Origin of the sequence: Sporosarcina sp. FSL K6-3508 (genome assembly GCF_038615825.1) — a bacterium.
In the GTDB taxonomy this organism is placed as follows: Bacteria; Bacillota; Bacilli; order Bacillales_A; family Planococcaceae; genus Sporosarcina; species Sporosarcina newyorkensis.
Map to the genome: position 1 here is coordinate 2425458 of NZ_CP152016.1, position 20523 is coordinate 2445980.

Consider the following 20523-nt stretch of genomic DNA (forward strand, 5'->3'; position numbering starts at 1 on the left):
TTATTTTTTGTTTTTAAAAAGTGGCTTATCAAAGTTCGATACGCCACTTTCGTACATATTGTATTAGTTTGATAAAGCGATTTTTATATGAGCTAAGTGGTGCTCTTCGTGCCATGCTAACTTTGCCACTTTTGCAGCAACTGTTATTTTACCATCTATCTGATGAATAAACGCACGATCCAATTGCTCTTCAGTTAAATTATTTCCTAAAAATACGATACGCTCATTTATACCTTCTAGCATTTGAATAGAACTTTCTACAGGAAGCCTTGTATCCGGTTGAACAGCCCATTTTTCTTCGTCAAAAGCTGCTACTGTTGGATTCTCATCTGTTAAAGCCAGCTTCAAACGTTGATACATATTCAACTGAGAATCTGCAATGTGATGAACCAGTTGACGAACTGTCCAGCTCCCGTCACGATAGGTTCTGCTCAATTCTTCATCACTTAATGAAGCGACAGTTCCCCTTAATCGAATCGTGAAAGTTTCGATTTCCTTTAGCCATCCTTGAATATTTTCTAATGTCACATTTTCAGGAACTTGTAATCTCCCAATTGGATATCTCACATCCATTTTCATTCCCCTCTCCCTAGTCGTTATTTCTTTTACCTATTTATTATTACATAGTTTATTTTTTAATACCCCATTTAGTAATTGCATACATAATTTCTTTTGGGTTAGGGTCGTGTTCTACATATCCTCCATAACGGGAAACTAGAACACCATAGCTGAAATCTTGACCAATAATCCATATATCATCATAGTTTATACAGTTCCATAAAACGCTAAAATTCCTTACTATCCATTTTCCATCAACCAGAAATATTGGACTATCATCTATCCCTCCTAAAAATAAATAGACTTTTTTCTCTGCAATAGCACACCCTTGAACATACTCCATAACCTCTTGTTCCCAACTAAACTCCTTTCTGAAATCGCTATAAGTAAGCGCAAAATCATTTTTATGCAAATCAAAGTTCCATTTTTCATGAACTTTTTCTAGTATTTTTTCTAATTCCGGAGAAGTGATTAATTCGCTTTTCTCAATAACAACAGACATATCTGGAGGCAGAAGTTTCATTAATTCTACCCTTAGACTTTTTTGTTTGTTGATTCTTAGCTTCTGTTTTAAGAGCATTTTTCGTTCATTCATATTCCTGCCCCCATTAACGACATAAGTATTTATGCTTTTTGTGGCTAAAAAAATTGCTTTCCAACTACCTTTTTTATTCAATGATCTCGCCTGAATAAACTCTCAGTTTTTCCTTGGCAATTACCGTTGCACTGTTTAAGTTGTCGGTGAGTGAAAAGCCAGTAGATTTTTGTATCCAAGTGTCCCATTCACTATCCCACAAATAAACATCTATCTCTAATAGCCCGTCTCGTGAACGTTTATTAATTTCAACTTTATACGCCTTACTTGGAGCGTATATTTCTTTAAGAAGTTCATGCATGACTCCAAATTCTCCTATAAATATGTATTCCTTGTTCAACTAGTGCATCTGTTTGTTGAAAACTTGTTCACCTATAAATCTTGAGATAAACGAACCATATCTCTGCATTGAATACCATTTTCAAAGATTTTCTCAGAATAATGCCTAACGAAAAAGTCCATATCTACACCAGTTATTCTAAATCCGCATTTTTGATAAAGAGCCAGTTGCCCAATGCTTGAATTTCCTGTTCCTATTTCAATGGTTTTGTAGCCTTTTGTCTTAGCTATCTTTATTGCATCCAACACCAACCGTTTGCCAATCCCTCTACCTTGTTGACTTTCAATAACCGCAACATTCACCAGCTCGACCGTCTCAGGTCTTGTTGGAAGCAATACATAGGCTCCAATCGTCTGCTGTTCGACCTCACCTATAAAACACTCACCCCTAGTGACATACTCTTCAATAATTTCTCGTGAAGGATCAGCCAATAACAATAATTCCATTGGAGTTTTTTCGCCTTCATTAAGTTTCCTAATAACCATTTTCACGTCTTCCAATTCCCTTCATATTTCTTATATGTTGTTCTGCAATATGCTCTGACTGACTAAAACTGTGTTCCAGAACGCACTTAATAGCGGCATACTTCCAGTAATTAATTTTTATGATTATTTCTAAAGTTAAACAATTCATTGCCCGACAAGACAATGAATACAACATAGAAAATAAACGCGACTCCGCTCGTAGCCACGTAAAAATACCACGCTCCTAACAATAACAGCTTTGTCATGATACAGCTGATGAGTACTGTTAGCCCCGCTCCTAACACATTTTTGATCGCTGTGGAGGGTAAAAACTTGTAAATTACTTGGTAAAACAAAAATCCAATAGCAGCACTCATTACTACTGTAAACACGAACACAGAGAAAATGGTTAGATAGGCCAACATAAAAAAACCCTCCCTATAAATTCAAATGACTCTCTAAAAAAAGAAGAGCATACTGAACTATTCAATTAGCGTTCTCGTATAGTTACTCTTCTCAAAGATACCTACGAACTTTTTTTCGATATCGATTGTATTCATCACCATAAATTTCTTCCAAAGAACCTTCTTCACGAAGAACCTGACGATTAATAAACCAAAACCCGACAATTAGATACAGCAACAATATCCAATTTGGGATGACTAAAAATATTCCTGACAAGATAAACAAAAATGCCGAATAAATCGGATTTCTGCTGATGGAAAATACACCTGATGTGATAAGCTCTCCTGGATGATCCTTATCTATTCCTACACGAAAGCTTTTGCCAAAAGCAATTAAACTAAGCAAAAATAGGATAAGTCCAATTATACAAAATGCAATACCTATCCAACTTATAATTTTGTTGTTAAATAAAAAACTTCCTAGTATTGGGAGGTCAAGAACAGATGTCACTATAATATAAAAATACAATAGAACAAATGGAATTACGATATAATCCTTTTTATCCAACTCCCCAAACTTCATAGCTTCGATTCCTTTTTTCCGCAAGATCGCAACGCGGGCAAGAACCATAATAATAACTAAGATAAGTGTTGTTATCGCAAAATATCCCATTAAGATCACCTCCAAATTTTAATACCATAAATCGTTTGCTGCAATTTTTTAAAATTGAACCGGCATAAATTTCTCTTCCAATATTTCTGGTTTTAGTATAGGTACACTCGAATTCCCCTTATATTTCTTTCATCTACTTGCATCGGGAGCTGTTCTTCCACTTTCAGCATTTCACCCAATACTTCTAGGTTATTATAATGAATTCCCCTTACCATTACAGTATAATCAGATTATTAAGATTAATATTCTGTTAGGAGGTAAAATTAGTGCATTTAACATACAAGCTTTTAATTTTCTTGACTCTACTTCTTCTAGTTTCCGGGTGTTCTCAAAAAGAGGAAAGTATATTGAAACTGCCTGAAGACATACCCGACTTTGTAAAAGAAACGGATTTTGACAGTATCGATTGGGATCATAAAGCAGTTCGTCTTTCGGATCAAATGATTGGGAATGAAAATAAATCTGGAGTCATTGGCATTGATATGCCAAGCCTGCAAACTCAAAAATGGATGTGGCATTTGTGGGGATTAGAAAACCCAGTAAATAAAAAATTTACAGTGATCGGTTATCATAGAGAAACGGGAACGGTCCATCAGGTTTTAACATCTGGCTGGACAATCGGGCTTTCGGGAGAAAACAATGGAGCGGATGCACATACCCCCTCCAATGTACAAATACCAGAGGCGGGAGAATGGGCATTCCTGCAATATATTGAAGGCGAATTATTCGATACGTTGGTTTATAAGATTACTGAATAATGTGCAACGACATCTCAGATTTCAGCCCTAAACAAGCTGTTCAAAAAGTCGGAGTCATGGTTGCACCTGAACTAACACTAAATCCGTTTCTTCAATTGCATGCAGGCTATGCTTTTCAAGCGGTGCCATGTGCAGAATGTTTTCAGGTGTCACCTCAACCGGCTTCCCTTCCACCGTAAATCGTACCTTGCCTTTACGTACAATAATAATTGCTTCGTTTTTTGAATCGTGTTCAGCAATTTCCTCGCCTGCTTTTAGCTGGATGTTCGTCAATGTGGCATTGTCCACTCCAACTACTTTTCCCATGTGCTTTTCTTTGTCATTCAGCTGATTCTTCGTGTCAATCAGTTTCATTTTCTTTCGCTCCTTTCAAAAATTCATTCGCAATCAACTCAAATGATTTCAGCTTATCATAAAAGTCATAAGTTATTGTGACAAGCATGATTTCTTCGGCTTGAAAGTCATCCGCCAGCCGTTCGAGTTGCTTGCGAACAGTTTCTGGAGTACCTACGCTCATACGCTCGCGATTGAGCTGTACGAGTTCCCATTCGAGTGGACTGTATTCATACTCAGCCGCCTGCTCAGGTGTTGGAGTTCCCTCAACCGGCATTCCTTGCTGTTGCATGATCAGCAATAAATCCAATGAAGACGCCACGCGATTCGCCTCTTCCTCTGTTTCAGCACAAATACAGAAAACCGCCAAGGCTTGTTCCGGTTGCTGATAATAATCGGAGGCTTGAAAGTTAGTGCGGTAGTGTTTTGCAGCTTCCACGCCACCCTCACTATTAATGAATTGTGCAAAAACATACGGCAAACCTTTTTCTGCCGCTAAACTTGCTGACCCCTCATTCGTACCAAGCATCCATACCGGCGGTGCACTCTGCGTAATCGGAGTCGCTTTTAACCCTTCATATTTATGGTCTTCAGGCAATGCATCATGTAAATACATCAGCAATTCATCCACTTGATCTGGAAATTGTTCTCTGTTTTGATACTGTCCTTTGTTTAAGGCATATGTCGCTCGCGGCATTCCGCCCGGTGCCCTGCCCATTCCGGCGTCAATTCGTCCGGGAAACAGCGCTTCGAGCACTTTAAAGTTTTCTGCCACCTTATAAGGGGAATAGTGAGGTAGCATGACACCGCCAGACCCGATGCGGATAGTGGAAGTGATAGTGGCCAAATGTGCCATTAAGATTTCAGGAGATGAACCTGCCAATGTGGATGCATCATGATGTTCTGACACCCAAAAACGAGTATATCCCCACTCCTCCGCTTTTAACGCTAGCTCGGCTGTCTGCTGGAGAGCTTCGTGAGCGTTTTGCCCGTCTGAAATAGGCGATTGATCCAAGATACTTAATTTGACCTTCAAGACAAGTCCTCCTCTTCTGTTGCATATAGTTTACAAGAAGTCTCAGCATAACTCACCACTCTAGCTCATTATAATTTTTAACGGAGGTTGCCTATGCCAACAATTCATTCTGTCAGTACCGTTTATCCGCCAGTTGAAATCAAGCAAGAAGAAGCCATGTCGTTTGCCCGTTCTTTGTTTTCGGATTCATTTAAAAACATTGATCGTTTACTTCAAGTGTTTCAAAATGGAGAGATTAATACACGGCAAGTATGCATGCCGATTGAATGGTATGCTGAACCGCATGATTTTGAAACTCGAAATAATGTCTATATCAAACACGCCGTAGAGCTTGGTAAGACAGCGGTGGAACAATGTCTCAATAATACAGCCACACTTGCGCGTCCGGTAAATTTTGCTGAGATTGATGCAATCTTCTTCATTTCAAGCAGCGGTCTGGCCACGCCAAGTATCGATGCGCGCCTTATTAATCAATTGCCGTTTCGTCATGATATCAAACGTATTCCGATTTGGGGACTTGGTTGTGCAGGCGGTGCTTCGGGCATGAGCCGCGCATTTGATTATTGCAAAGCGTACCCCGAATCAAATGTACTCGTCCTGGCGATTGAACTATGCAGTTTGACGTTCCAGCGTGACGATGTATCAAAAAGCAATTTAGTGGGTGTGTCTTTATTTTCTGACGGTGTTGCTTGTGCACTCGTTTCAGGAGAACAGTCGACAGTGAAAAGTATACGTCCGATGCCTTCCATCCGCGCGACTTCCTCTCGCTTCATGCCGGACTCAGAGGACGTCATGGGGTGGGATATCAAAAATGATGGCCTTCATGTTGTGTTTTCGAAAAGCATCCCGACCATCATCAAGAGCTGGCTTGGACCGGTCGTCCACCAGTTTGTCGAAGAACAAGAGCTGTCAATGTCCGACATTAATCATTTCGTCGCACATCCAGGGGGCAAGAAAGTGCTGGACGCTTATCAGGCCGCGCTTCATTTGGATACCAATGAAACCGCTACTTCGAAAAAAGTCTTGCAGCACCACGGCAATATGTCGTCTCCTACTGTGCTGTATGTGCTGAAAGAATTTATTGAACAACAGCCGGCTGTGGGAGAACGTGGGTTGATGGCTGCTCTCGGTCCTGGCTTCTGCGGAGAGCTTCTGTTGCTGGAGTGGCAGTAAGATGAGCGGTTTATTCTTGATTGTCTTCATTATCGTGGTCATACAGCGATTGGTGGAGCTCGCTGTAGCAAAGCGCAATGAACGGTGGATGCTCGGCCAAGGCGCGATTGAAGTTGGTTCGGCACATTATAAGTGGATGGTGCTGATGCATACTGCATTTTTCGTCTCATTGCTTGTGGAAGTACTCATTTTTAATCGTCCTTTGCCGGCTTTTTGGAGCATCCTGCTGGCAATTTTTCTGCTGATGCAAGTACTGCGTGTTTGGTGTCTTTCATCGCTAGGCAAGTTTTGGAATACAAAGATCCTCATCTTGCCAGGGGCGAACGTTCAGAAAAAAGGGCCTTACCGCTGGATCCGCCATCCGAATTATGTAATTGTGACTACGGAATTGATCGTCTTGCCCTTATTGTTCAATGCGTATATTACCGCTGGATTATTCTTTATTCTAAATCTGTGGATGCTGTCGGTCCGAATTCCTGCGGAGGAAAGAGCACTGCGGGAGCTTACGGATTATAATGAGGTGTTTTAATTCGAAAGGATGATGTCCGGTAAATACGGGAGTTTTTGTTTCATCCAGTCGGTTGGTAAACAAAGAAAAGGTGTGGCGCAGGGCTGGATTGGTGCGGTTCTGAAGGTGTTTGGTTCGTTTCGGAGATAGTTTGGTTCGGATGGATAGTTGATTGGTGCGTTTCTGAATCTGATTGGTGTGGCTACCGCATACTTTGGCTCGTTTCGCTGCTTTACTTACCGATCGTGCAAAAAAGACTGTTACTGAAAGCCGTTTTGGACTTTCAGGACAGTCTGTGTTTTGATATTTATTTATCCAATTCGATTTTAAAAACTTCTATTGCATCGATTTTGTCATTTCCCGGAACCGTCGTACTGATATAGGCTTTGCTTGAATCATCGCTCCAATAACCCGTCTCCGAAATCACGGCAAATAATTCTGCATTTTGCATAAGCAGCGCAGGCTTTGTTAGTTTGCCTTCTACAAACTCCGCTACATAGACATTGGTTTTATATTCTTTGCCAACTTGCACCGGCGTATCAAATAAAATTTTACTCTTATCCGGCGATAGTTTATAAAACGGCACCCAGATGCCTTCTTTATCCTCTCCACCCGCTACAAGCTGTGTCACATCTCCTGTTGATAGATTCAGCGTATAAATACCCGATTTGCCTTTGTATTCATCATTGAAAATGATCGTCTGCTCATCTAAAAACTGAAAGCGGGCCATTGAATTTACCCCTTCCAAAGATGAAAGTTTTTTCACATCTCCATTATCCAATAAATGATACAAGCCATATCCTTCTTTTAAAGAATTACCTGCAATATATATTCCTTCCTCGCTCGATTGAAATGAATTGATTGCTATACCGTTACTATCAAAGACTTCATCAATATCCCAACTGAACTTTTGATCGTTTTCTAAGACGGTCTTTTCCACTGTGAAATTTTCGCTAGTGTCTTTTACTTGGATGACCGACGAACCCTTAGCATCTCCAAAGTACGTACTCCACTCCTCCGTAGCATTGCCAATAAATTTTTTCGTGCCGTTTTGAAAATCATGTACGTAAAACTTTTCATTTACATGTGAAATTGCTCGCTGTTCGTCATCCGATATAGAGGTGAACGGTGTTCCCATCACCTTTTCCTTTTTTTTGCTCTCTACATCATACTTATACATTGCGTTGTGTTGATTGAAATACAACTGATTCCCTTTAAAACCTGTGTAATCCGCTGTAATTTCAATGGGAAACGTAGCTTTATGCGTGATGAGTAGATGGTTCTCATCCAACGCACTTTCAAGTTTTACATTGTCACTTAACGTTACAGTCTTTGGCGCCGCTTCTCCGGAAAGTGAACAGCCTGCTGCCAGCATACTGCTTAACGTGAGTACCGCAATTCCATGCCATTTTCTTTTCATTTTCATAACCTCCTGTTAGTAGCGTACAGATTGATCATAAAAAAATGTTGTTGCCAACCATGCTTTACTTGTTGCCGACATGTTTCTGTTGAGGTATTTTTATTTTGATTTCAGCCTGTCCATTTTTCTCTTCAAACTGAATCGTTCCGTGATGACGTGCCGTAATATCCGCACATATGAATAATCCTAAGCCTGAACTGTTTTCCGATTTACTATGCACGAATGGTTCGAATATATTGTCGGCAATGGCCGGAGGTATAGGCGCGCATGGATTGGTCACCATGATTTCTTGGTCTACAGTGATTTCAATAATGCACCCTGGTATTCCATGCAGTATGGCATTATCAATTACATTAATAAAGAGCTGCTGGATTTCATTCGGATTGCCCTCCACTATATAAGGACGGCCTTGCAGATGAATCTTCATGTCGCGTGGAGCTGCCATCATTTGCAGGTCTTCACAGACAGATTGCAGCATCGGATACACATCTACAGTTTCATGAATAGAAGCTGACACATGCGATTGGTATTTTGACAGCGCTAGTAATTGAGTGACCATTTCATTTAGACGTTCGCTCTCTTTTCTTATTTTCAAAGAAGCTTTTTGTAGAAATTCTATGTCATCAAATGCTCTTTCTCCTATTATTTGAGCATAGCCTGAAATGGTTGTCAGCGGTGTTTTCAGTTCATGGGTAATATTATGGAAGAAAGTTGTGCGTTTTTCTTCGAGCACTACCACTTTGTCTTTCTCCTGTTCAATCGTTTGAATATGCTGCTGAATTTGCAATTGCATCTGCTGGAAATTCTGAGCCAGTTCACCTATTTCATCGGATGCCTTGTTTGCAGAAATTGGCTGATAGTCGCCTGTTGTCATCCTTTTTGTTGCACTTGTCACTTCTTTAACTCTTCGTATGAATTGATTAACTAATAACAATGAAATTAAATAGACGCCGCAAAACAAAAGTATGGTAAGCAAGGTGAATGCCCGAAGCAGGCTTTTATTATGTAAGAAAACATCCGTGTAATCTGCTGTAAAACGAACGACTCCGTAGAGCGTATCATTCAGATAAAGCGGGTACGCGAAATAGAGAAGTGTCCCCTCCCGCAGCGGTTGAATAGTATAAGAAGATTTATTTTGAAATGCTTGTTTTAACTCCTCGCTGCTGTTCTCCCCTACACTTGCTTGATAGCGTTGCTGTTCCATAAGAATTGGGCGATCGATTGGCACAGCTTCATATAAAAACCGCCCTTCGCTATCAAACAAAGCTACACTTTGGTTATTCATTTTACTTAATTCATTCGCAAGTGAATCACTGTGTTCAACGATGAAGTTTCCGTTTTGCGGATGCAGTTGTTCAAATTGTTTTATAAATTGAGTCGACGAATATTGCAGAGAGGTCACAGCTTCTTCGAGATTGGTCATCGTATATTTTTCAAGTATCTTCGCCATGATTTGATTACTCAGAACAGCTGCAAAGAAAAACAAGATGAAAAAAACAATGAAGAATTTCTTCCGGATCGTTAATTTCATTGCTCAATATCCTCTCATTCTATAACCCACACCAAATACCGTCTCGATGAGTGATGATTCGAGCTTCTTACGAATTCGTTGAACATGTACGTCCACTGTTCGCAGTCCGCCTTCATAATCCATTTCCCAGACGGTGTCGAGGATTTCTTCTCTTGAAAATACTTGATTCCGATGTTGAGCGAATAATAGTAAGAGTTCATATTCCTTCGGCTTTAATGTGACCAATTGTCCATCCTTGAAAACGGAGTGGGCACGTGGGTCGATATGGATACTCTCATTGAGGTAAATCAATCGATATGGCGTTTGGTTGCGTCGAAGTAACACATTCACACGCGCAAGAACTTCTCGAATATCAAATGGCTTCGTCATATAATCTTCTGCACCGAGTTCGAGGCCTACAACTTTGTCTACGATATCATCGCGCGCCGTCAGCATGAGAATCGGGGAATTCGTCATGACCTTGATCTTTTTGCAAAGCTCAAAGCCCGTCGTATCAGGCAGCATGATATCTAAAATAATAAGATCAATCTCGATCCCTTGTAGAATTTCTAACGCCTTCACTCCTGTAGATGCACCCATGACTCGAAACCCGGCTTTCCGTAAAGCATACGATAGTATATCGTAGATCGATTCTTCATCTTCTATAATTAAGATCGTTTTTTGTACGTGTTCCATTTTCATCTTCTCCTACTTCTAAGCTATATCTAGTATAGCGTGAACTTGTTGCTAAGTTGTTGCCTGGTTAAATAAAGAGCCCGTTGAGCCGATATGCTTCTCCTTTAAACACTCAAAATTCGTTTACACAATTTCAATTTTAAAGATAATAGCTTTTGACAGGAAACCAGAGAGCATTGTTCTAGCAGATAAATTCAAACTATCATATTTCCATTTAACACATTTAGGTATTATACATGATTAGACAAAAACAACTGAAGATGAATTGGCATACTGTTAAGAATATGTAAACTTTCATCAATCGGACTAGCCAGACAGTATTAACAGTGTTATATTCTCAATAACGGTTACCGATATTGACTTTCGTTATTAATGACAGGAGGGGAGAATTTGGAAAACGACAAAGTGTTACGCAAGCTTTTTCTTGGTTTTATTCACATACATATTTTGCATCACGCAAAAGAACATCCCGTTTTTGGTGTGTGGATGCTAGAAGAACTTAGAGAACACGGCTATACCATCAGCCCAGGTACTCTTTATCCAATATTACATTCCATGGAATCAGACGGTCTTCTAATGAAGGAGGAACGTAAAGTGGAGGGGAAAATAAGAAAATATTATACGATAACTGAAAAAGGAGATCTAATACTGATTGAGGCGAGGAAAAAGGCATACGAACTCTTTAAAGAAATCAATGACTAATAAAAGGAGTTACTAATGAATCAAACGAATCCGCGTAGGAAAATTACATCACTTTTAGAAATATTTTTAGTTTCATTAAGACTCGGGTTTACATCTTTTGGGGGACCAATCGCTCATTTGGGGTACTTTCATGAGGAATATGTACGTCGAAGAAAATGGATGGATGAAAAAAGTTATGCTGATTTAGTTGCGTTAGCTCAATTCCTGCCAGGACCGGCGAGCAGCCAAGTAGGAATAGGCATAGGAGTTATGAGAGCAGGAGTTTTAGGAGGGATTATTTCTTTTTTAGGATTTACACTCCCCTCAGTTGTTGCTTTAATACTATTTGCTTTGCTACTCAAAGGATTTGATATCGGAACTGCCGGTTGGATTCATGGATTAAAAATTGTAGCGGTAGCTGTCGTTGCCCATGCCATAATGGGCATGTCAAAAAACTTAACTCCTGATATCAAAAGAAAAGCCATTGCTTTATTCGCTCTAGTCGGTACACTGGTTTGGCAAACAGCTTTCACTCAAATAGGCGTTATATTACTAGCTGCACTCCTTGGGTTTCTTCTTTACAAACAACCTGAAGAATCCGAAGAAACAAGCTCGCCATTCCCAATCGCTAAAAGAATTTCAGTGATTTTTCTAGCACTGTTTTTCAGTTTGCTTTTTCTATTGCCGATCCTGCGAGAAATAACTGGTTCCTATTGGGTAGCTATGTTTGATAGCTTTTATCGAGCCGGCTCATTAGTTTTTGGTGGCGGGCATGTTGTTTTACCTTTATTAGAACAAGAATTTGTACCTACCGGATGGTTAAGTGAGGCATCTTTCTTAGCTGGTTATGGAGCAACACAAGCAGTACCCGGTCCTCTATTCACCTTCGCTGCCTATTTAGGCACTGTTATGAATGGTTGGCTCGGCGGATTGGTCGCAACGGGCGCGATCTTCTTACCAGCTTTCCTTCTGATCCTTGGTGCATTGCCTTTTTGGGATAGTTTACGGAACAACCCTAAAATTAAAGGCGCAATATTGGGCGTGAATGCAGCAGTAGTCGGAATCTTAATCTCCGCCTTTTATTTTCCGATTTGGACAAGTTCCATCTTAGCACCTGTGGATTTTGCCTTAGCCTCAATTTTGTTTAGTATGCTCGCCTACTGGAAACTTCCTCCCTGGATTATTGTAGTTTCCGGGGCTGTAGGCGGATCGCTGTTGGCAATGATTCAGTAAATATATAAAACACCACTCGATAAATTTGAGTGGTGTAACTAGTCAATTAAATTTCTTACCTTACAATCTGACCATTTCAAATTATGATTCCTAGCCCACAATATGCTAAGCGATCGATGTCTCCCCTGTTATCCCTCGCCTAAATATTCCTTAGGTAAATCTTCAGTTACCAGAAAGTTCGCTTTCCGTAACCCATTTATGGTTTGTAACTCTCTCACCGCCAGTAGTCGGATTGTAATCAACCATATATACAGTTGTGTGTTCAGCTGAATCAATCTCCGCCACTGCACCTTCCATTCCTTGCATATGATCGGCCAGTAAGGTAGCCTCACTTCCTTTTTCTAAAGTCTTGTCATCTGCATCTTTTAATTCTTCCTGGATTACCCATTTATGATTCTCCACCCGCTTTCCATCCGTCGTTGATGTATATGAAACGGTATAGGCTACGGTATCATATGCACCTACTATTGTTGCTTCGGCACCTTCCATCCCTTTCATATGATCTGTCTCAATGATTGCTGTGCTTCCAACTTGATATGTTGGATTTTCCGCTTTTTTTAAGGTTGGCGGGACCTCACCTGATCCAGAATGCTCCATTTCCATGTTCTCATGTTGGGATTCATTATTAGTACCTGAGTTTTCTCCATCGCTGTTATTCTTACCACATCCACTGATGACCATCATGATTGCGATGGTGAAAATTAGTACATATGGTTTCATTTTCATTCATTAACACCTCTCAATTTGATTTGAAATATGATTTTTTTCTGCAGGCCTCTAGATATTCTCCGAACTTGGTATTCATGAGATCTACCTCCAATTTGTTTTCGGTAGTATTTTGCCCTTTACAGAAGGTTTAAAACGCAAAAGTAAAAACTCCTTAAAAAATCCTTATTTTATCTGTATCATGGCTTTTTTCTTTTCCACTATGTTGTGTTAGAAACATGATGTGAGCCATCTTTAAATAACAGATTAGAAAGCCTAATAATTTCATTAATAATAGTCAAACAGCCAGTGCAATCTAATCAGCACTGGCTATCACGATCTTCGCGTATTATCTATTATTCAATCTTAATTTGCCCCATCATGCCATTGTCTTCATGTTCAAGGATATGGCAATGGAACATATATACACCTTTATGTTTAAATTGTATAGCTATCTTCACTCTTTCATCCGGTTTAATGGATATACTATCTTTCCATCCACGTTCATTTTCCGGTGGCTCTGCTCCATCTCGTGAGAGAATTTTAAATTGTGTGCCGTGGATATGGAATGGATGAATCATACCACCCATCATATCCGGCTTATTGTAAATCTCCCATACTTCAGTGACCCCTTGCTGTTGTGTGAAGTCAATACGTTTCGGATCAAATTTCTTTCCATTTATCGTTACCATGTCCATCATGCCAAAAAGTTCAATTGTCTTGGTAACCGGCAAATCCTGCTCTTCCTCTGTCAATGAAAAATCATTCATCTCCACTGGAGTCTTACTAGTTGATGCACTTTTGTTCGAAACCTCAAATGGTAAAAGAACTGACTCCTCTTCATTTATTAACGCCAGGTCATCATCTGTCTGGATCTTTGAAAAATCAATGATGATTTCCGCTCTCTCAGAAGGCGTCAGGGTAATTTCATTTAACGTAACCGGTTCATTTAAGAAACCACCATCCGTTGCAATTTGAACGAACGAATTTCCCGTATTCAGCTTGAAGGTGAAGTTCCTTGCATTTGATCCATTTAATAAGCGTAAACGAACCTTCTCTTTATTTACAGTTAACTTTGGATTTAACGTACCATTTACCAATAATGTATCTCCGATTGTGCCATCTTCATTCTTAGCTGCGTTATAATTCAATTGTTTTTGCTCATCAAATGTCCGATCTTGAAAAATCAATGGGATATCATTTTCCCCGTATTCATCTGGTAGTTCAAGTCTTTCGGAATTGTTATCAGAAATATAAATCAATCCTGCAAGCCCGTTGTAAACCTGCTCAGCAGTTTTACCCATGGGGTGGGGGTGGAACCATAAAGTTGATGCCTCTTGATCCACTTTGAACTCAATTATTTTTTCCTCTCCCGGTTTAAGAGCATCGTGGGGACCCCCATCGACATCTCCTGCAACCTCTAACCCATGCCAATGGAAAGTAGTTTCTTCATCCAATTCATTTACCGTTTTAATTTTCACTGTTTCGCCTTTTTCAAAACGAAGCATAGGTCCCAAAAAAGATCCGTTGTATCCGTAAGTGTCTGACTCAACGCCGTCAAATATTTCGGTTTTTCCTTTTTCCGCGCGGACAGTGTAGACGATTCCTTCTTCGTCTTTTTCTGACTTAAGAAGGGATGGGATTTTCAATTCATTTTTACCCGTTGAATCGTTTAAACTGACCACCTGATCGTGACTCATGTGTCCCTCCATCATGGAGTGGTCCGTTTCTCCTTTGTTTTGACCCTCCGTTGTATGATCCATACTCTGGACAGGCTCTGTTTTATTATTGCTGCAACCACTTATTATGAAAATGCTAATTGCCGCAGCAGCAAGCTTCATCTTAATTCCCATCGATTTTCCCCTTTCTTTTTTATTGCGATTTTAGTGTAACAAGAAAGTATGAAAAAAATATGCAGAGAACATTATATTTGGAAAATGTCACCATGCGCGCAAAGACTTGACTTAATTGATACGAATTATAGGACAATGGATTTACTGATTACGAAAATCGGCAGTGAAACATACCTTTCACAAGTAATCACCTTAGTAAAGGAAGCGCAAGAATCCAAATCACGGGCTCAAGACCTGGCGAATGTGCCGCAAAATGGTTGTTTTACGGTGCATTAGCAGCAGGGCTGATCACGTTCATTATTTGGATTTCCCTTGGCTATCCTGTTTCCTTCGCAATGGAAAGAGTGGTGACAGTACTAATCATTGCTTGTCCACATGCTGTAGGCCTGGCAGCTCCTTTGGTTGTGGCAGTTTCAACATCACTAGCAGCTAAAAATGGACTTCTCATACGAAATCGAGCTGCTTTTGAATGTGCCCAAAATATTGAAGCCATCGTTTTCGATAAAACCGGTTCACTTACAAAAGGCGAATTTGGCGTAACAAACATTTACACTTTTGAAAACTTCAGTGCAAAAGACGTTATTTCTTTTGCAGCCGCGGTTGAAGCACAATCCCAATACCCTCTTGCGAAAGGTGTAACTAGGAAAGCAGAAGAGATGGGCATCCCTCTGCAGCGAGTGGGAAATTTTCAATCACTCGCTGGGAAGGGATTGGAAGGGACTGTGCATGGCAAACAAGTCATGGTCGTCAGTCCCGGTTATGTGAAAGAGTTGAATCTAAAATTTGATAATGTTCAATTTGATCAATGGTCTTCTGAAGAAAAGACGGTAGTATTTACGTTGATTAATAAAAAACTTGTCGGTTATGATCCCCCTTGCTAATATCGTTCGCGAAACTGCTATAGTGGCAGTCAAAAAGTTAAAAGAAATGAACGTCAAATCAATCATGCTTACAGGCGATAATGAAAAAGTGGCGCATTATGTAGGTGAACAACTCGCAATGGAAGAGATCTTTGCTGAAGTCCTTCCACACGAGAAGTCCGAAAAGATAGAGCATATACAAAAAGTTGAACAACTTCGGACTGCAATGACTGGAGATGGTGTACATGATGCTCCCGCCCTTGCAAAAGCAGACTTAGGCATTGCTGCAGGTGCAAATACAGATGTAGCTATCGAAACCGCCGATGATGTTCTGATTAAAAGCAATCCGCTTGACGTCGTAAATATTATCAAACTTTCAAGGGCAACCTATCGTAAAATGATACAAAACCTGTGGTGGGCTGCTGGATACAATATCATTGCAATCCATTGGCTGCAGGGCCCCTATATAAATTCGGCAGACTAATCATGTTTCAATCTCTTCCCTATCAATTTGCTTCTAAGTAGTTGTATCCTTTTATGCGTATGAATGTAAACTCGCGATAAATAAAATTGAACACGAATATCAGAATCCCATAAAACTACCAAAAAACGGACTAAGCCAAATAATAATGTACGTCAAACCATCGAAGAAGAGTAGTACACCTAACGCGATCATCATATAGCCTCCGATTTTCGTAATGGTTAGATTGTGTTTTTGTATCCATGAAACCCGGGTAATAAATAAGGACAAAAAGAAAAAGGGAATCGCGAATCCGAGAACGTATGCACTCATATACCATACACCTAAACCAGGATTTTGGGATGCCATCATGAAAATAGCTCCTGTGATTGGTCCCGTACATGGAGTCCACCCTGCTGCAAATGCAAGTCCAATGAGGAACGTACCGAAATAACCGGCAGGACGATTCTTAAATTGTAACTTTTTCTCCTGCATTAGAAACTTAGGCGTAAAGAAACCTAGAATCATTAAACCGAAAATAACAATGAAAATCGCACCTACCTGGCGAAGGACGTCTTGATATTGATAAAAAAATGTACCAACAAGTGATGAGCTATACCCGAGAAAGATGAAGATAACTGAAAAACCGCTTAAGAAAAAGATTGTATGGAAGATTCCACTCTTCCTATATCGTTTTTTATCTGATTTAAGCTCATCAAGCGACATTCCCGTTATGTAAGATATAAAAGCTGGATATAACGGTAATGTGCATGGTGAAATAAAATTCAGAAACCCTGCACCAAACGCAAGAAACAAATTCAAATCCGCAAACATCTATCTTATCTCCTTTTTCGAACAATCCTACAAAACAGAATCGTCTTTAACATCGCTAGTAGCTATAACCAATACGATGATTCAAATCCCCCAATAGGTGATCGTATCCAAGATGCCAATGACGATTAGTACAAAGCCTGCAAACCGTTGTATAACTCTTCCTACTCTCATGCTTCGCTTCATTATTAGACGCTTTGCATCGAAAAACCATATTAAAAAGAACAATAAGAGGAGAGGAAGAGAAGTTGCAATCCCAAAAACGGCTGGTAGAACGAAGCCATACGAAGTCGTCACAACGATGGGCATAAGCCAAAGAAAAAAAAGGACGAACATAGTCGGACAGAAAGCAAGTGAAAAACTAGCTCCCAATAAAAAGGAGCCCAGCTTCCCTTCACGGAGCTTCATCGGGATACTCATTGTTATGCGTTGAAGAAACCCTAGTTTGAGAACACCCATCAAAACCAGACCCGTCAGTATAATTAGGGGTCCAATCACTTTACGAAATAGAGGGAAATAATCTGTCATTTTCATTTCAAATGATTGGCCAAATAAATATGCCAGTAATCCTAGGGAGCTAAAGACAGCAACTTTCCCGCCAATAAAGAAAAGAATCTCAACCCATTCTGTTTTCATTTGAACCGTACGATTCCCGTAAAATGTGATTGCACTCATATTTCCGGTCAATTGACAAGGCGCAACAGCACCTAGTAAACCCAATAATAGAACATAGATTATTGGAACATCCGCAAACGAATGTACAAGTGTCGTAAGCGGTTCACTTATTATTTGACTGATCTTCGACATCAATCCATACATCTATGAAGCACCGTCCATTTTCTTATTTCGCTAATTTCCCGTTTTTCGCAAATCTATCTCAATTGAGACTTCCACCATTTGTCATATGAATATCATTCGTATGTATTCCGATGGCAATCGATATATCCCAAACCATGTAAGTGTTCAAATGTATCATTTTTTACTTCGTCAAACGCATACAGTTTACTTTCTTTGTTACAGGCCGACATAATCGCGACTAGCGATAGCAATCCCACAATAATTTTGAACCTTTTCATCATGAGCTCTTCTTTTCAGTTCCACTTATAACCAATTCCCCATACTGTCTTCAAAAACTCATCAATTGGAAATCCAGCCGTTTTTAATTTATCCCTCAAATTTCGGATATGCGAGTCTACGGTACGGATATCTGTGTAGGTATTATATTCCCATGCAGCATGTAATAACTGTTCTCGTGTAAACGTCTTTTTAGGCCGTGAAATCAAAGCTTCAATAATATAAAATTCTTTTAGTGTCAGCTGCACTTTTAAATATTCATATTGTAATGAATAGGTTTCCTTGTCCAGTTTGAAATCACCATAAATAATTTTCTCCTTTTCCTTTTGGTCTTCAGGATAACGGCGCAATAGTGCATTTACCCTTGATAATAATTCTCTTTCATCAAAAGGCTTCGTAATATAATCATCCGCTCCCGTATCTAGCCCTTTCACCATATCAAGCTTGTCTGTCCTGGCCGTTAACATAATAATAGGGACGTCCGAAAACTCACGGATCTTTTCACACACTTCCCATCCATCCATTTCAGGCATCATGACATCCAACAAAATAAGACTAACCCTTTCTTTAATTAGCGTTTCCAACGCCTTCTTCCCCCTTGTCTCTTTGATACACCTGAAGCCGTGTGGAATCAGAAATAATTCAATGAGGTCTAGCATCCTCTGTTCATCATCAATTAGTAAAATTGTTCTCATACGAGCTTTGACCTCTCTTCAAATTATAATCGTGAACGTGCTACCTTCTCCTAAATTACTTATGACATCAATGCTACCGTCATGTGCTTCGACAAGTTCCTTGACGATTGCCAGACCGATTCCTGATCCTCCCGATGTTCGTGAGCGTGATTTTTCCACCCGATAGAGTTTTTCAAAAATGAAGTCAATTTCCTCTAAAGGAATGCCGATTCCAACATCTACAACAGAAATGACTGATTTCTTTCCTTTCTTGGAAACCTTCATTGTAACCGTTGATTGTTCTAATGAATATTTCAAAGCATTATCTAGTAAATTCAACACAATTTGCTCCAAACGCAATGGGTCAGCATGGATTTTGAAATCCATATCGCAAATTAAGTCCAATTTAAGTTTTTTTAATTTAAATGAAGGTTCGACTAGCTTAAAAATATCCTCAAAAAACGGACGTGCCTCAAAATATTCCTTTGACACTGTAAAGGTGTTTTCATCCATTTTCGCTAGATCCAATAAGTTTTTGACAAGTTCTTTCATTCGATCCGACTCTTCCGCAATAATCACTAGATAGTGTTGACGTTCTTGTTCAGACACTCCTTGTCTAATAGCCACTTTCGAATAACCAATCAAATAAGTCAATGGTGTGCTTAATTCATGGGCAACAGATGCGAGAAACTCATTGCGCTCCGTTTTTAACCGTTCTAAATCATCCGCAAGCTTTTGAATGGAAGTTGATAGTTCGCCCAGTTCGTCACTTCCTATGAACGGTAGGCTTACCTTGAAATTGCCCTTGCTTAATTTCTCTGTTGCTTTCTTCATACGGATTAAGGGACGTGTAAGAAATTTGGAAAGAACAGCATATATTATTAATAATGCGACTACACTTGTTACTCCTGCCAGACCAAAATGCAAATTTAATTTCCCTACTAACTGTTCAATAGGAAGTGTACTTTGAAACATTATTACATAACCGGATTGACTTGGATTCACTTTATAAGGATGTGCGCTAACAATGTATGACGATCTTTTCCAATCTGAGACCAAAATCTGATCAATCTGCAAATCGAGATCGTTTACTTGCGGGAGATCTCTTTTTAGTGTTTCTATATTTTCCTCTGAACTACGGATTATTTCGCCTTGATTATTTGTAATAAGGACTTCTCGTTCCTCATCTTTTTCCATCAAGACGATATGCTTCATAGTGGTATCTGAATAATTTTCACTAAGAACGTCTCGATGATTAGAACCGGTTGCCAATAAGCGGGAGAACTCTTCATCAACCCTTGTATGAATGATGTTCTGATGAAGATAAAGGATAAGGGATGTTTCCATGATTAATACTGCAATAAAAAAATATGCGGTTAACTTTATAGAGATTCTGTTCACTTGAACATTCGCCCCTCTCCTGAAATTTAGTATAAGAAATAATTATAGAGTAAATATGCAGAAAGTGATAAATAGATATCCAAAAGTAATTTTCAGCTGTAACCATGACGGCTTTGTGACTGCATGGTTTTTTGATAGAACTTTAGTATAGTGATGATTATATATAAAGACTGTACAGATGTATTGTTCGGTGAAGATAAAACGCTTAATGAGCGCGTGAAACAACTTTATGATCGGGTTCAATGCTGTTATGATCACTTGGAAGGAGTTTATGAGCGGCAAA

25 protein-coding genes are annotated in these 20523 nt (G+C 39.6%); 7 read left to right on the forward strand and 18 right to left on the reverse strand.

Annotation, left to right across the window (positions count from 1 at the left end; genetic code table 11):
• Window positions 1-63: 63 nt before the first annotated feature.
• The 6 genes from MKX97_RS11940 to MKX97_RS11965 all read right to left on the reverse strand — a co-directional run bounded on the left by MKX97_RS11940 (window position 64) and on the right by MKX97_RS11965 (window position 3034).
• On the reverse strand, window positions 64-573 hold the full coding sequence (locus tag MKX97_RS11940; RefSeq protein ID WP_040759678.1) for a YfiT family bacillithiol transferase: 510 nt from the start codon (window positions 571-573) through the stop codon (window positions 64-66).
• Between the two features lie 55 nt (window positions 574-628).
• Entirely contained in the window at window positions 629-1153 is a 525-nt protein-coding gene (locus MKX97_RS11945) for a hypothetical protein (RefSeq protein WP_078818243.1), read from the reverse strand.
• 73 nt (window positions 1154-1226) lie between these two features.
• Window positions 1227-1454 carry a hypothetical protein gene (locus tag MKX97_RS11950; protein WP_040759382.1) on the reverse strand — a complete coding sequence of 76 codons (228 nt, stop codon included), beginning with the start codon at window positions 1452-1454 and terminating at the stop codon, window positions 1227-1229.
• A 71-nt stretch (window positions 1455-1525) separates the two neighbouring features.
• Window positions 1526-1978 (reverse strand): GNAT family N-acetyltransferase, encoded by a 453-nt coding sequence (locus tag MKX97_RS11955; protein ID WP_078818177.1) that lies wholly within the window; start codon window positions 1976-1978, stop codon window positions 1526-1528.
• A 110-nt stretch (window positions 1979-2088) separates the two neighbouring features.
• Window positions 2089-2382, reverse strand: coding sequence for a hypothetical protein (locus MKX97_RS11960; RefSeq protein ID WP_009497931.1), 294 nt, complete (start codon window positions 2380-2382; stop codon window positions 2089-2091).
• A gap of 91 nt (window positions 2383-2473) precedes the next feature.
• A complete protein-coding gene (locus MKX97_RS11965) occupies window positions 2474-3034 on the reverse strand; it encodes an isoprenylcysteine carboxylmethyltransferase family protein (RefSeq protein ID WP_342536058.1) in 561 nt (186 codons plus the stop codon).
• Between the two features lie 347 nt (window positions 3035-3381).
• On the opposite strand from MKX97_RS11965, the gene MKX97_RS11970 reads away from it, so the two are divergent.
• Window positions 3382-3792 (forward strand): hypothetical protein, encoded by a 411-nt coding sequence (locus MKX97_RS11970; RefSeq protein ID WP_342536059.1) that lies wholly within the window; start codon window positions 3382-3384, stop codon window positions 3790-3792.
• Window positions 3793-3846: 54 nt separating this feature from the next.
• Here the strand turns inward: MKX97_RS11970 and MKX97_RS11975 are convergent, their stop codons facing one another.
• The gene (locus MKX97_RS11975) at window positions 3847-4146 is read right to left on the reverse strand and encodes a cupin domain-containing protein (RefSeq protein WP_342536061.1); all 300 of its coding nucleotides are present in this window, start codon (window positions 4144-4146) and stop codon (window positions 3847-3849) included.
• Window positions 4133-5161, reverse strand: coding sequence for an LLM class flavin-dependent oxidoreductase (locus tag MKX97_RS11980; protein WP_342536063.1), 1029 nt, complete (start codon window positions 5159-5161; stop codon window positions 4133-4135). Before MKX97_RS11980 ends, MKX97_RS11975 begins: the two co-directional genes overlap by 14 nt.
• 93 nt (window positions 5162-5254) lie before the next feature.
• Here MKX97_RS11980 and MKX97_RS11985 point away from each other — a divergent pair, with 93 nt between their 5' ends.
• Window positions 5255-6334, forward strand: coding sequence for a 3-oxoacyl-[acyl-carrier-protein] synthase III C-terminal domain-containing protein (locus MKX97_RS11985; RefSeq protein WP_078818205.1), 1080 nt, complete (start codon window positions 5255-5257; stop codon window positions 6332-6334).
• Between the two features lies 1 nt (window position 6335).
• Complete coding sequence (locus tag MKX97_RS11990; RefSeq protein WP_078818206.1) at window positions 6336-6863, forward strand: isoprenylcysteine carboxyl methyltransferase family protein; 528 nt, start codon at window positions 6336-6338, stop codon at window positions 6861-6863.
• Window positions 6864-7149: 286 nt separating this feature from the next.
• Here MKX97_RS11990 and MKX97_RS11995 read toward each other — a convergent pair whose 3' ends face one another.
• From MKX97_RS11995 to MKX97_RS12005, 3 genes are all read right to left on the reverse strand, one after another.
• Window positions 7150-8262, reverse strand: a complete 1113-nt coding sequence (locus tag MKX97_RS11995) for a hypothetical protein (protein ID WP_342536066.1) — start codon at window positions 8260-8262, stop codon at window positions 7150-7152.
• 64 nt (window positions 8263-8326) lie between these two features.
• Window positions 8327-9793 (reverse strand): HAMP domain-containing sensor histidine kinase, encoded by a 1467-nt coding sequence (locus tag MKX97_RS12000; RefSeq protein WP_342536068.1) that lies wholly within the window; start codon window positions 9791-9793, stop codon window positions 8327-8329.
• A gap of 3 nt (window positions 9794-9796) precedes the next feature.
• Window positions 9797-10468 carry a response regulator transcription factor gene (locus MKX97_RS12005; protein WP_342536069.1) on the reverse strand — a complete coding sequence of 224 codons (672 nt, stop codon included), beginning with the start codon at window positions 10466-10468 and terminating at the stop codon, window positions 9797-9799.
• Between the two features lie 372 nt (window positions 10469-10840).
• Between MKX97_RS12005 and MKX97_RS12010 the strand changes: the two genes are divergently transcribed.
• Window positions 10841-11170 (forward strand): PadR family transcriptional regulator, encoded by a 330-nt coding sequence (locus tag MKX97_RS12010; RefSeq protein ID WP_078818210.1) that lies wholly within the window; start codon window positions 10841-10843, stop codon window positions 11168-11170.
• Window positions 11171-11185: 15 nt separating this feature from the next.
• Entirely contained in the window at window positions 11186-12382 is a 1197-nt protein-coding gene (locus tag MKX97_RS12015; RefSeq protein WP_342536070.1) for a chromate transporter, read from the forward strand.
• 162 nt (window positions 12383-12544) lie between these two features.
• Here the strand turns inward: MKX97_RS12015 and MKX97_RS12020 are convergent, their stop codons facing one another.
• A complete protein-coding gene (locus MKX97_RS12020) occupies window positions 12545-13102 on the reverse strand; it encodes a YdhK family protein (protein WP_342537508.1) in 558 nt (185 codons plus the stop codon).
• 341 nt (window positions 13103-13443) lie between these two features.
• Entirely contained in the window at window positions 13444-14940 is a 1497-nt protein-coding gene (locus MKX97_RS12025; protein WP_342536071.1) for a multicopper oxidase domain-containing protein, read from the reverse strand.
• A 257-nt stretch (window positions 14941-15197) separates the two neighbouring features.
• On the opposite strand from MKX97_RS12025, the gene MKX97_RS12030 reads away from it, so the two are divergent.
• Both MKX97_RS12030 and MKX97_RS12035 read left to right on the forward strand, forming a co-directional pair.
• Window positions 15198-15821 (forward strand): HAD family hydrolase, encoded by a 624-nt coding sequence (locus MKX97_RS12030; protein WP_281250672.1) that lies wholly within the window; start codon window positions 15198-15200, stop codon window positions 15819-15821.
• Window positions 15805-16284: an HAD-IC family P-type ATPase gene (locus MKX97_RS12035; protein WP_342537509.1), complete on the forward strand. Its 480-nt coding sequence runs from the start codon at window positions 15805-15807 to the stop codon at window positions 16282-16284. The genes MKX97_RS12030 and MKX97_RS12035 overlap by 17 nt, the downstream gene beginning before the upstream one ends.
• Before the next feature lie 99 nt (window positions 16285-16383).
• Here MKX97_RS12035 and MKX97_RS12040 read toward each other — a convergent pair whose 3' ends face one another.
• From MKX97_RS12040 to MKX97_RS12060, 5 genes are all read right to left on the reverse strand, one after another.
• Complete coding sequence (locus MKX97_RS12040; RefSeq protein ID WP_342536073.1) at window positions 16384-17094, reverse strand: cytochrome c biogenesis protein CcdA; 711 nt, start codon at window positions 17092-17094, stop codon at window positions 16384-16386.
• 81 nt (window positions 17095-17175) lie between these two features.
• A complete protein-coding gene (locus tag MKX97_RS12045) occupies window positions 17176-17910 on the reverse strand; it encodes a sulfite exporter TauE/SafE family protein (protein ID WP_078818214.1) in 735 nt (244 codons plus the stop codon).
• 92 nt (window positions 17911-18002) lie between these two features.
• A complete protein-coding gene (locus MKX97_RS12050) occupies window positions 18003-18170 on the reverse strand; it encodes a hypothetical protein (protein WP_342536076.1) in 168 nt (55 codons plus the stop codon).
• Window positions 18171-18182: 12 nt separating this feature from the next.
• A complete protein-coding gene (locus MKX97_RS12055) occupies window positions 18183-18860 on the reverse strand; it encodes a response regulator transcription factor (RefSeq protein WP_078818215.1) in 678 nt (225 codons plus the stop codon).
• 18 nt (window positions 18861-18878) lie between these two features.
• Complete coding sequence (locus tag MKX97_RS12060) at window positions 18879-20186, reverse strand: HAMP domain-containing sensor histidine kinase (protein ID WP_342536078.1); 1308 nt, start codon at window positions 20184-20186, stop codon at window positions 18879-18881.
• Window positions 20187-20523: the final 337 nt, after the last annotated feature.

Excerpts from the sequence above, each read along its gene's own strand:
- MKX97_RS11955 (WP_078818177.1), bottom strand. The coding sequence starts at position 1,978 with ATGGTTATTAGGAAACTTAATGAAGGCGAAAAAACTCCAATGGAATTA.
- MKX97_RS12045 (WP_078818214.1), bottom strand. The coding sequence starts at position 17,910 with ATGTATGGATTGATGTCGAAGATCAGTCAAATAATAAGTGAACCGCTT.
- MKX97_RS11985 (WP_078818205.1), top strand. The coding sequence starts at position 5,255 with ATGCCAACAATTCATTCTGTCAGTACCGTTTATCCGCCAGTTGAAATC.
- MKX97_RS11940 (WP_040759678.1), bottom strand. The coding sequence starts at position 573 with ATGGATGTGAGATATCCAATTGGGAGATTACAAGTTCCTGAAAATGTG.
- MKX97_RS12020 (WP_342537508.1), bottom strand. The coding sequence starts at position 13,102 with ATGAAACCATATGTACTAATTTTCACCATCGCAATCATGATGGTCATC.
- MKX97_RS11965 (WP_342536058.1), bottom strand. The coding sequence starts at position 3,034 with ATGGGATATTTTGCGATAACAACACTTATCTTAGTTATTATTATGGTT.
- MKX97_RS12060 (WP_342536078.1), bottom strand. The coding sequence starts at position 20,186 with ATGGAAACATCCCTTATCCTTTATCTTCATCAGAACATCATTCATACA.
- MKX97_RS12005 (WP_342536069.1), bottom strand. The coding sequence starts at position 10,468 with ATGGAACACGTACAAAAAACGATCTTAATTATAGAAGATGAAGAATCG.
- MKX97_RS11975 (WP_342536061.1), bottom strand. The coding sequence starts at position 4,146 with ATGAAACTGATTGACACGAAGAATCAGCTGAATGACAAAGAAAAGCAC.
- MKX97_RS12040 (WP_342536073.1), bottom strand. The coding sequence starts at position 17,094 with ATGTTTGCGGATTTGAATTTGTTTCTTGCGTTTGGTGCAGGGTTTCTG.
- MKX97_RS11950 (WP_040759382.1), bottom strand. The coding sequence starts at position 1,454 with ATGCATGAACTTCTTAAAGAAATATACGCTCCAAGTAAGGCGTATAAA.
- MKX97_RS12055 (WP_078818215.1), bottom strand. The coding sequence starts at position 18,860 with ATGAGAACAATTTTACTAATTGATGATGAACAGAGGATGCTAGACCTC.
- MKX97_RS12000 (WP_342536068.1), bottom strand. The coding sequence starts at position 9,793 with ATGAAATTAACGATCCGGAAGAAATTCTTCATTGTTTTTTTCATCTTG.
- MKX97_RS11995 (WP_342536066.1), bottom strand. The coding sequence starts at position 8,262 with ATGAAAAGAAAATGGCATGGAATTGCGGTACTCACGTTAAGCAGTATG.
- MKX97_RS12010 (WP_078818210.1), top strand. The coding sequence starts at position 10,841 with ATGACAGGAGGGGAGAATTTGGAAAACGACAAAGTGTTACGCAAGCTT.
- MKX97_RS12035 (WP_342537509.1), top strand. The coding sequence starts at position 15,805 with ATGATCCCCCTTGCTAATATCGTTCGCGAAACTGCTATAGTGGCAGTC.
- MKX97_RS12025 (WP_342536071.1), bottom strand. The coding sequence starts at position 14,940 with ATGGGAATTAAGATGAAGCTTGCTGCTGCGGCAATTAGCATTTTCATA.
- MKX97_RS12050 (WP_342536076.1), bottom strand. The coding sequence starts at position 18,170 with ATGATGAAAAGGTTCAAAATTATTGTGGGATTGCTATCGCTAGTCGCG.
- MKX97_RS11960 (WP_009497931.1), bottom strand. The coding sequence starts at position 2,382 with ATGTTGGCCTATCTAACCATTTTCTCTGTGTTCGTGTTTACAGTAGTA.
- MKX97_RS11990 (WP_078818206.1), top strand. The coding sequence starts at position 6,336 with ATGAGCGGTTTATTCTTGATTGTCTTCATTATCGTGGTCATACAGCGA.
- MKX97_RS12015 (WP_342536070.1), top strand. The coding sequence starts at position 11,186 with ATGAATCAAACGAATCCGCGTAGGAAAATTACATCACTTTTAGAAATA.
- MKX97_RS11945 (WP_078818243.1), bottom strand. The coding sequence starts at position 1,153 with ATGAATGAACGAAAAATGCTCTTAAAACAGAAGCTAAGAATCAACAAA.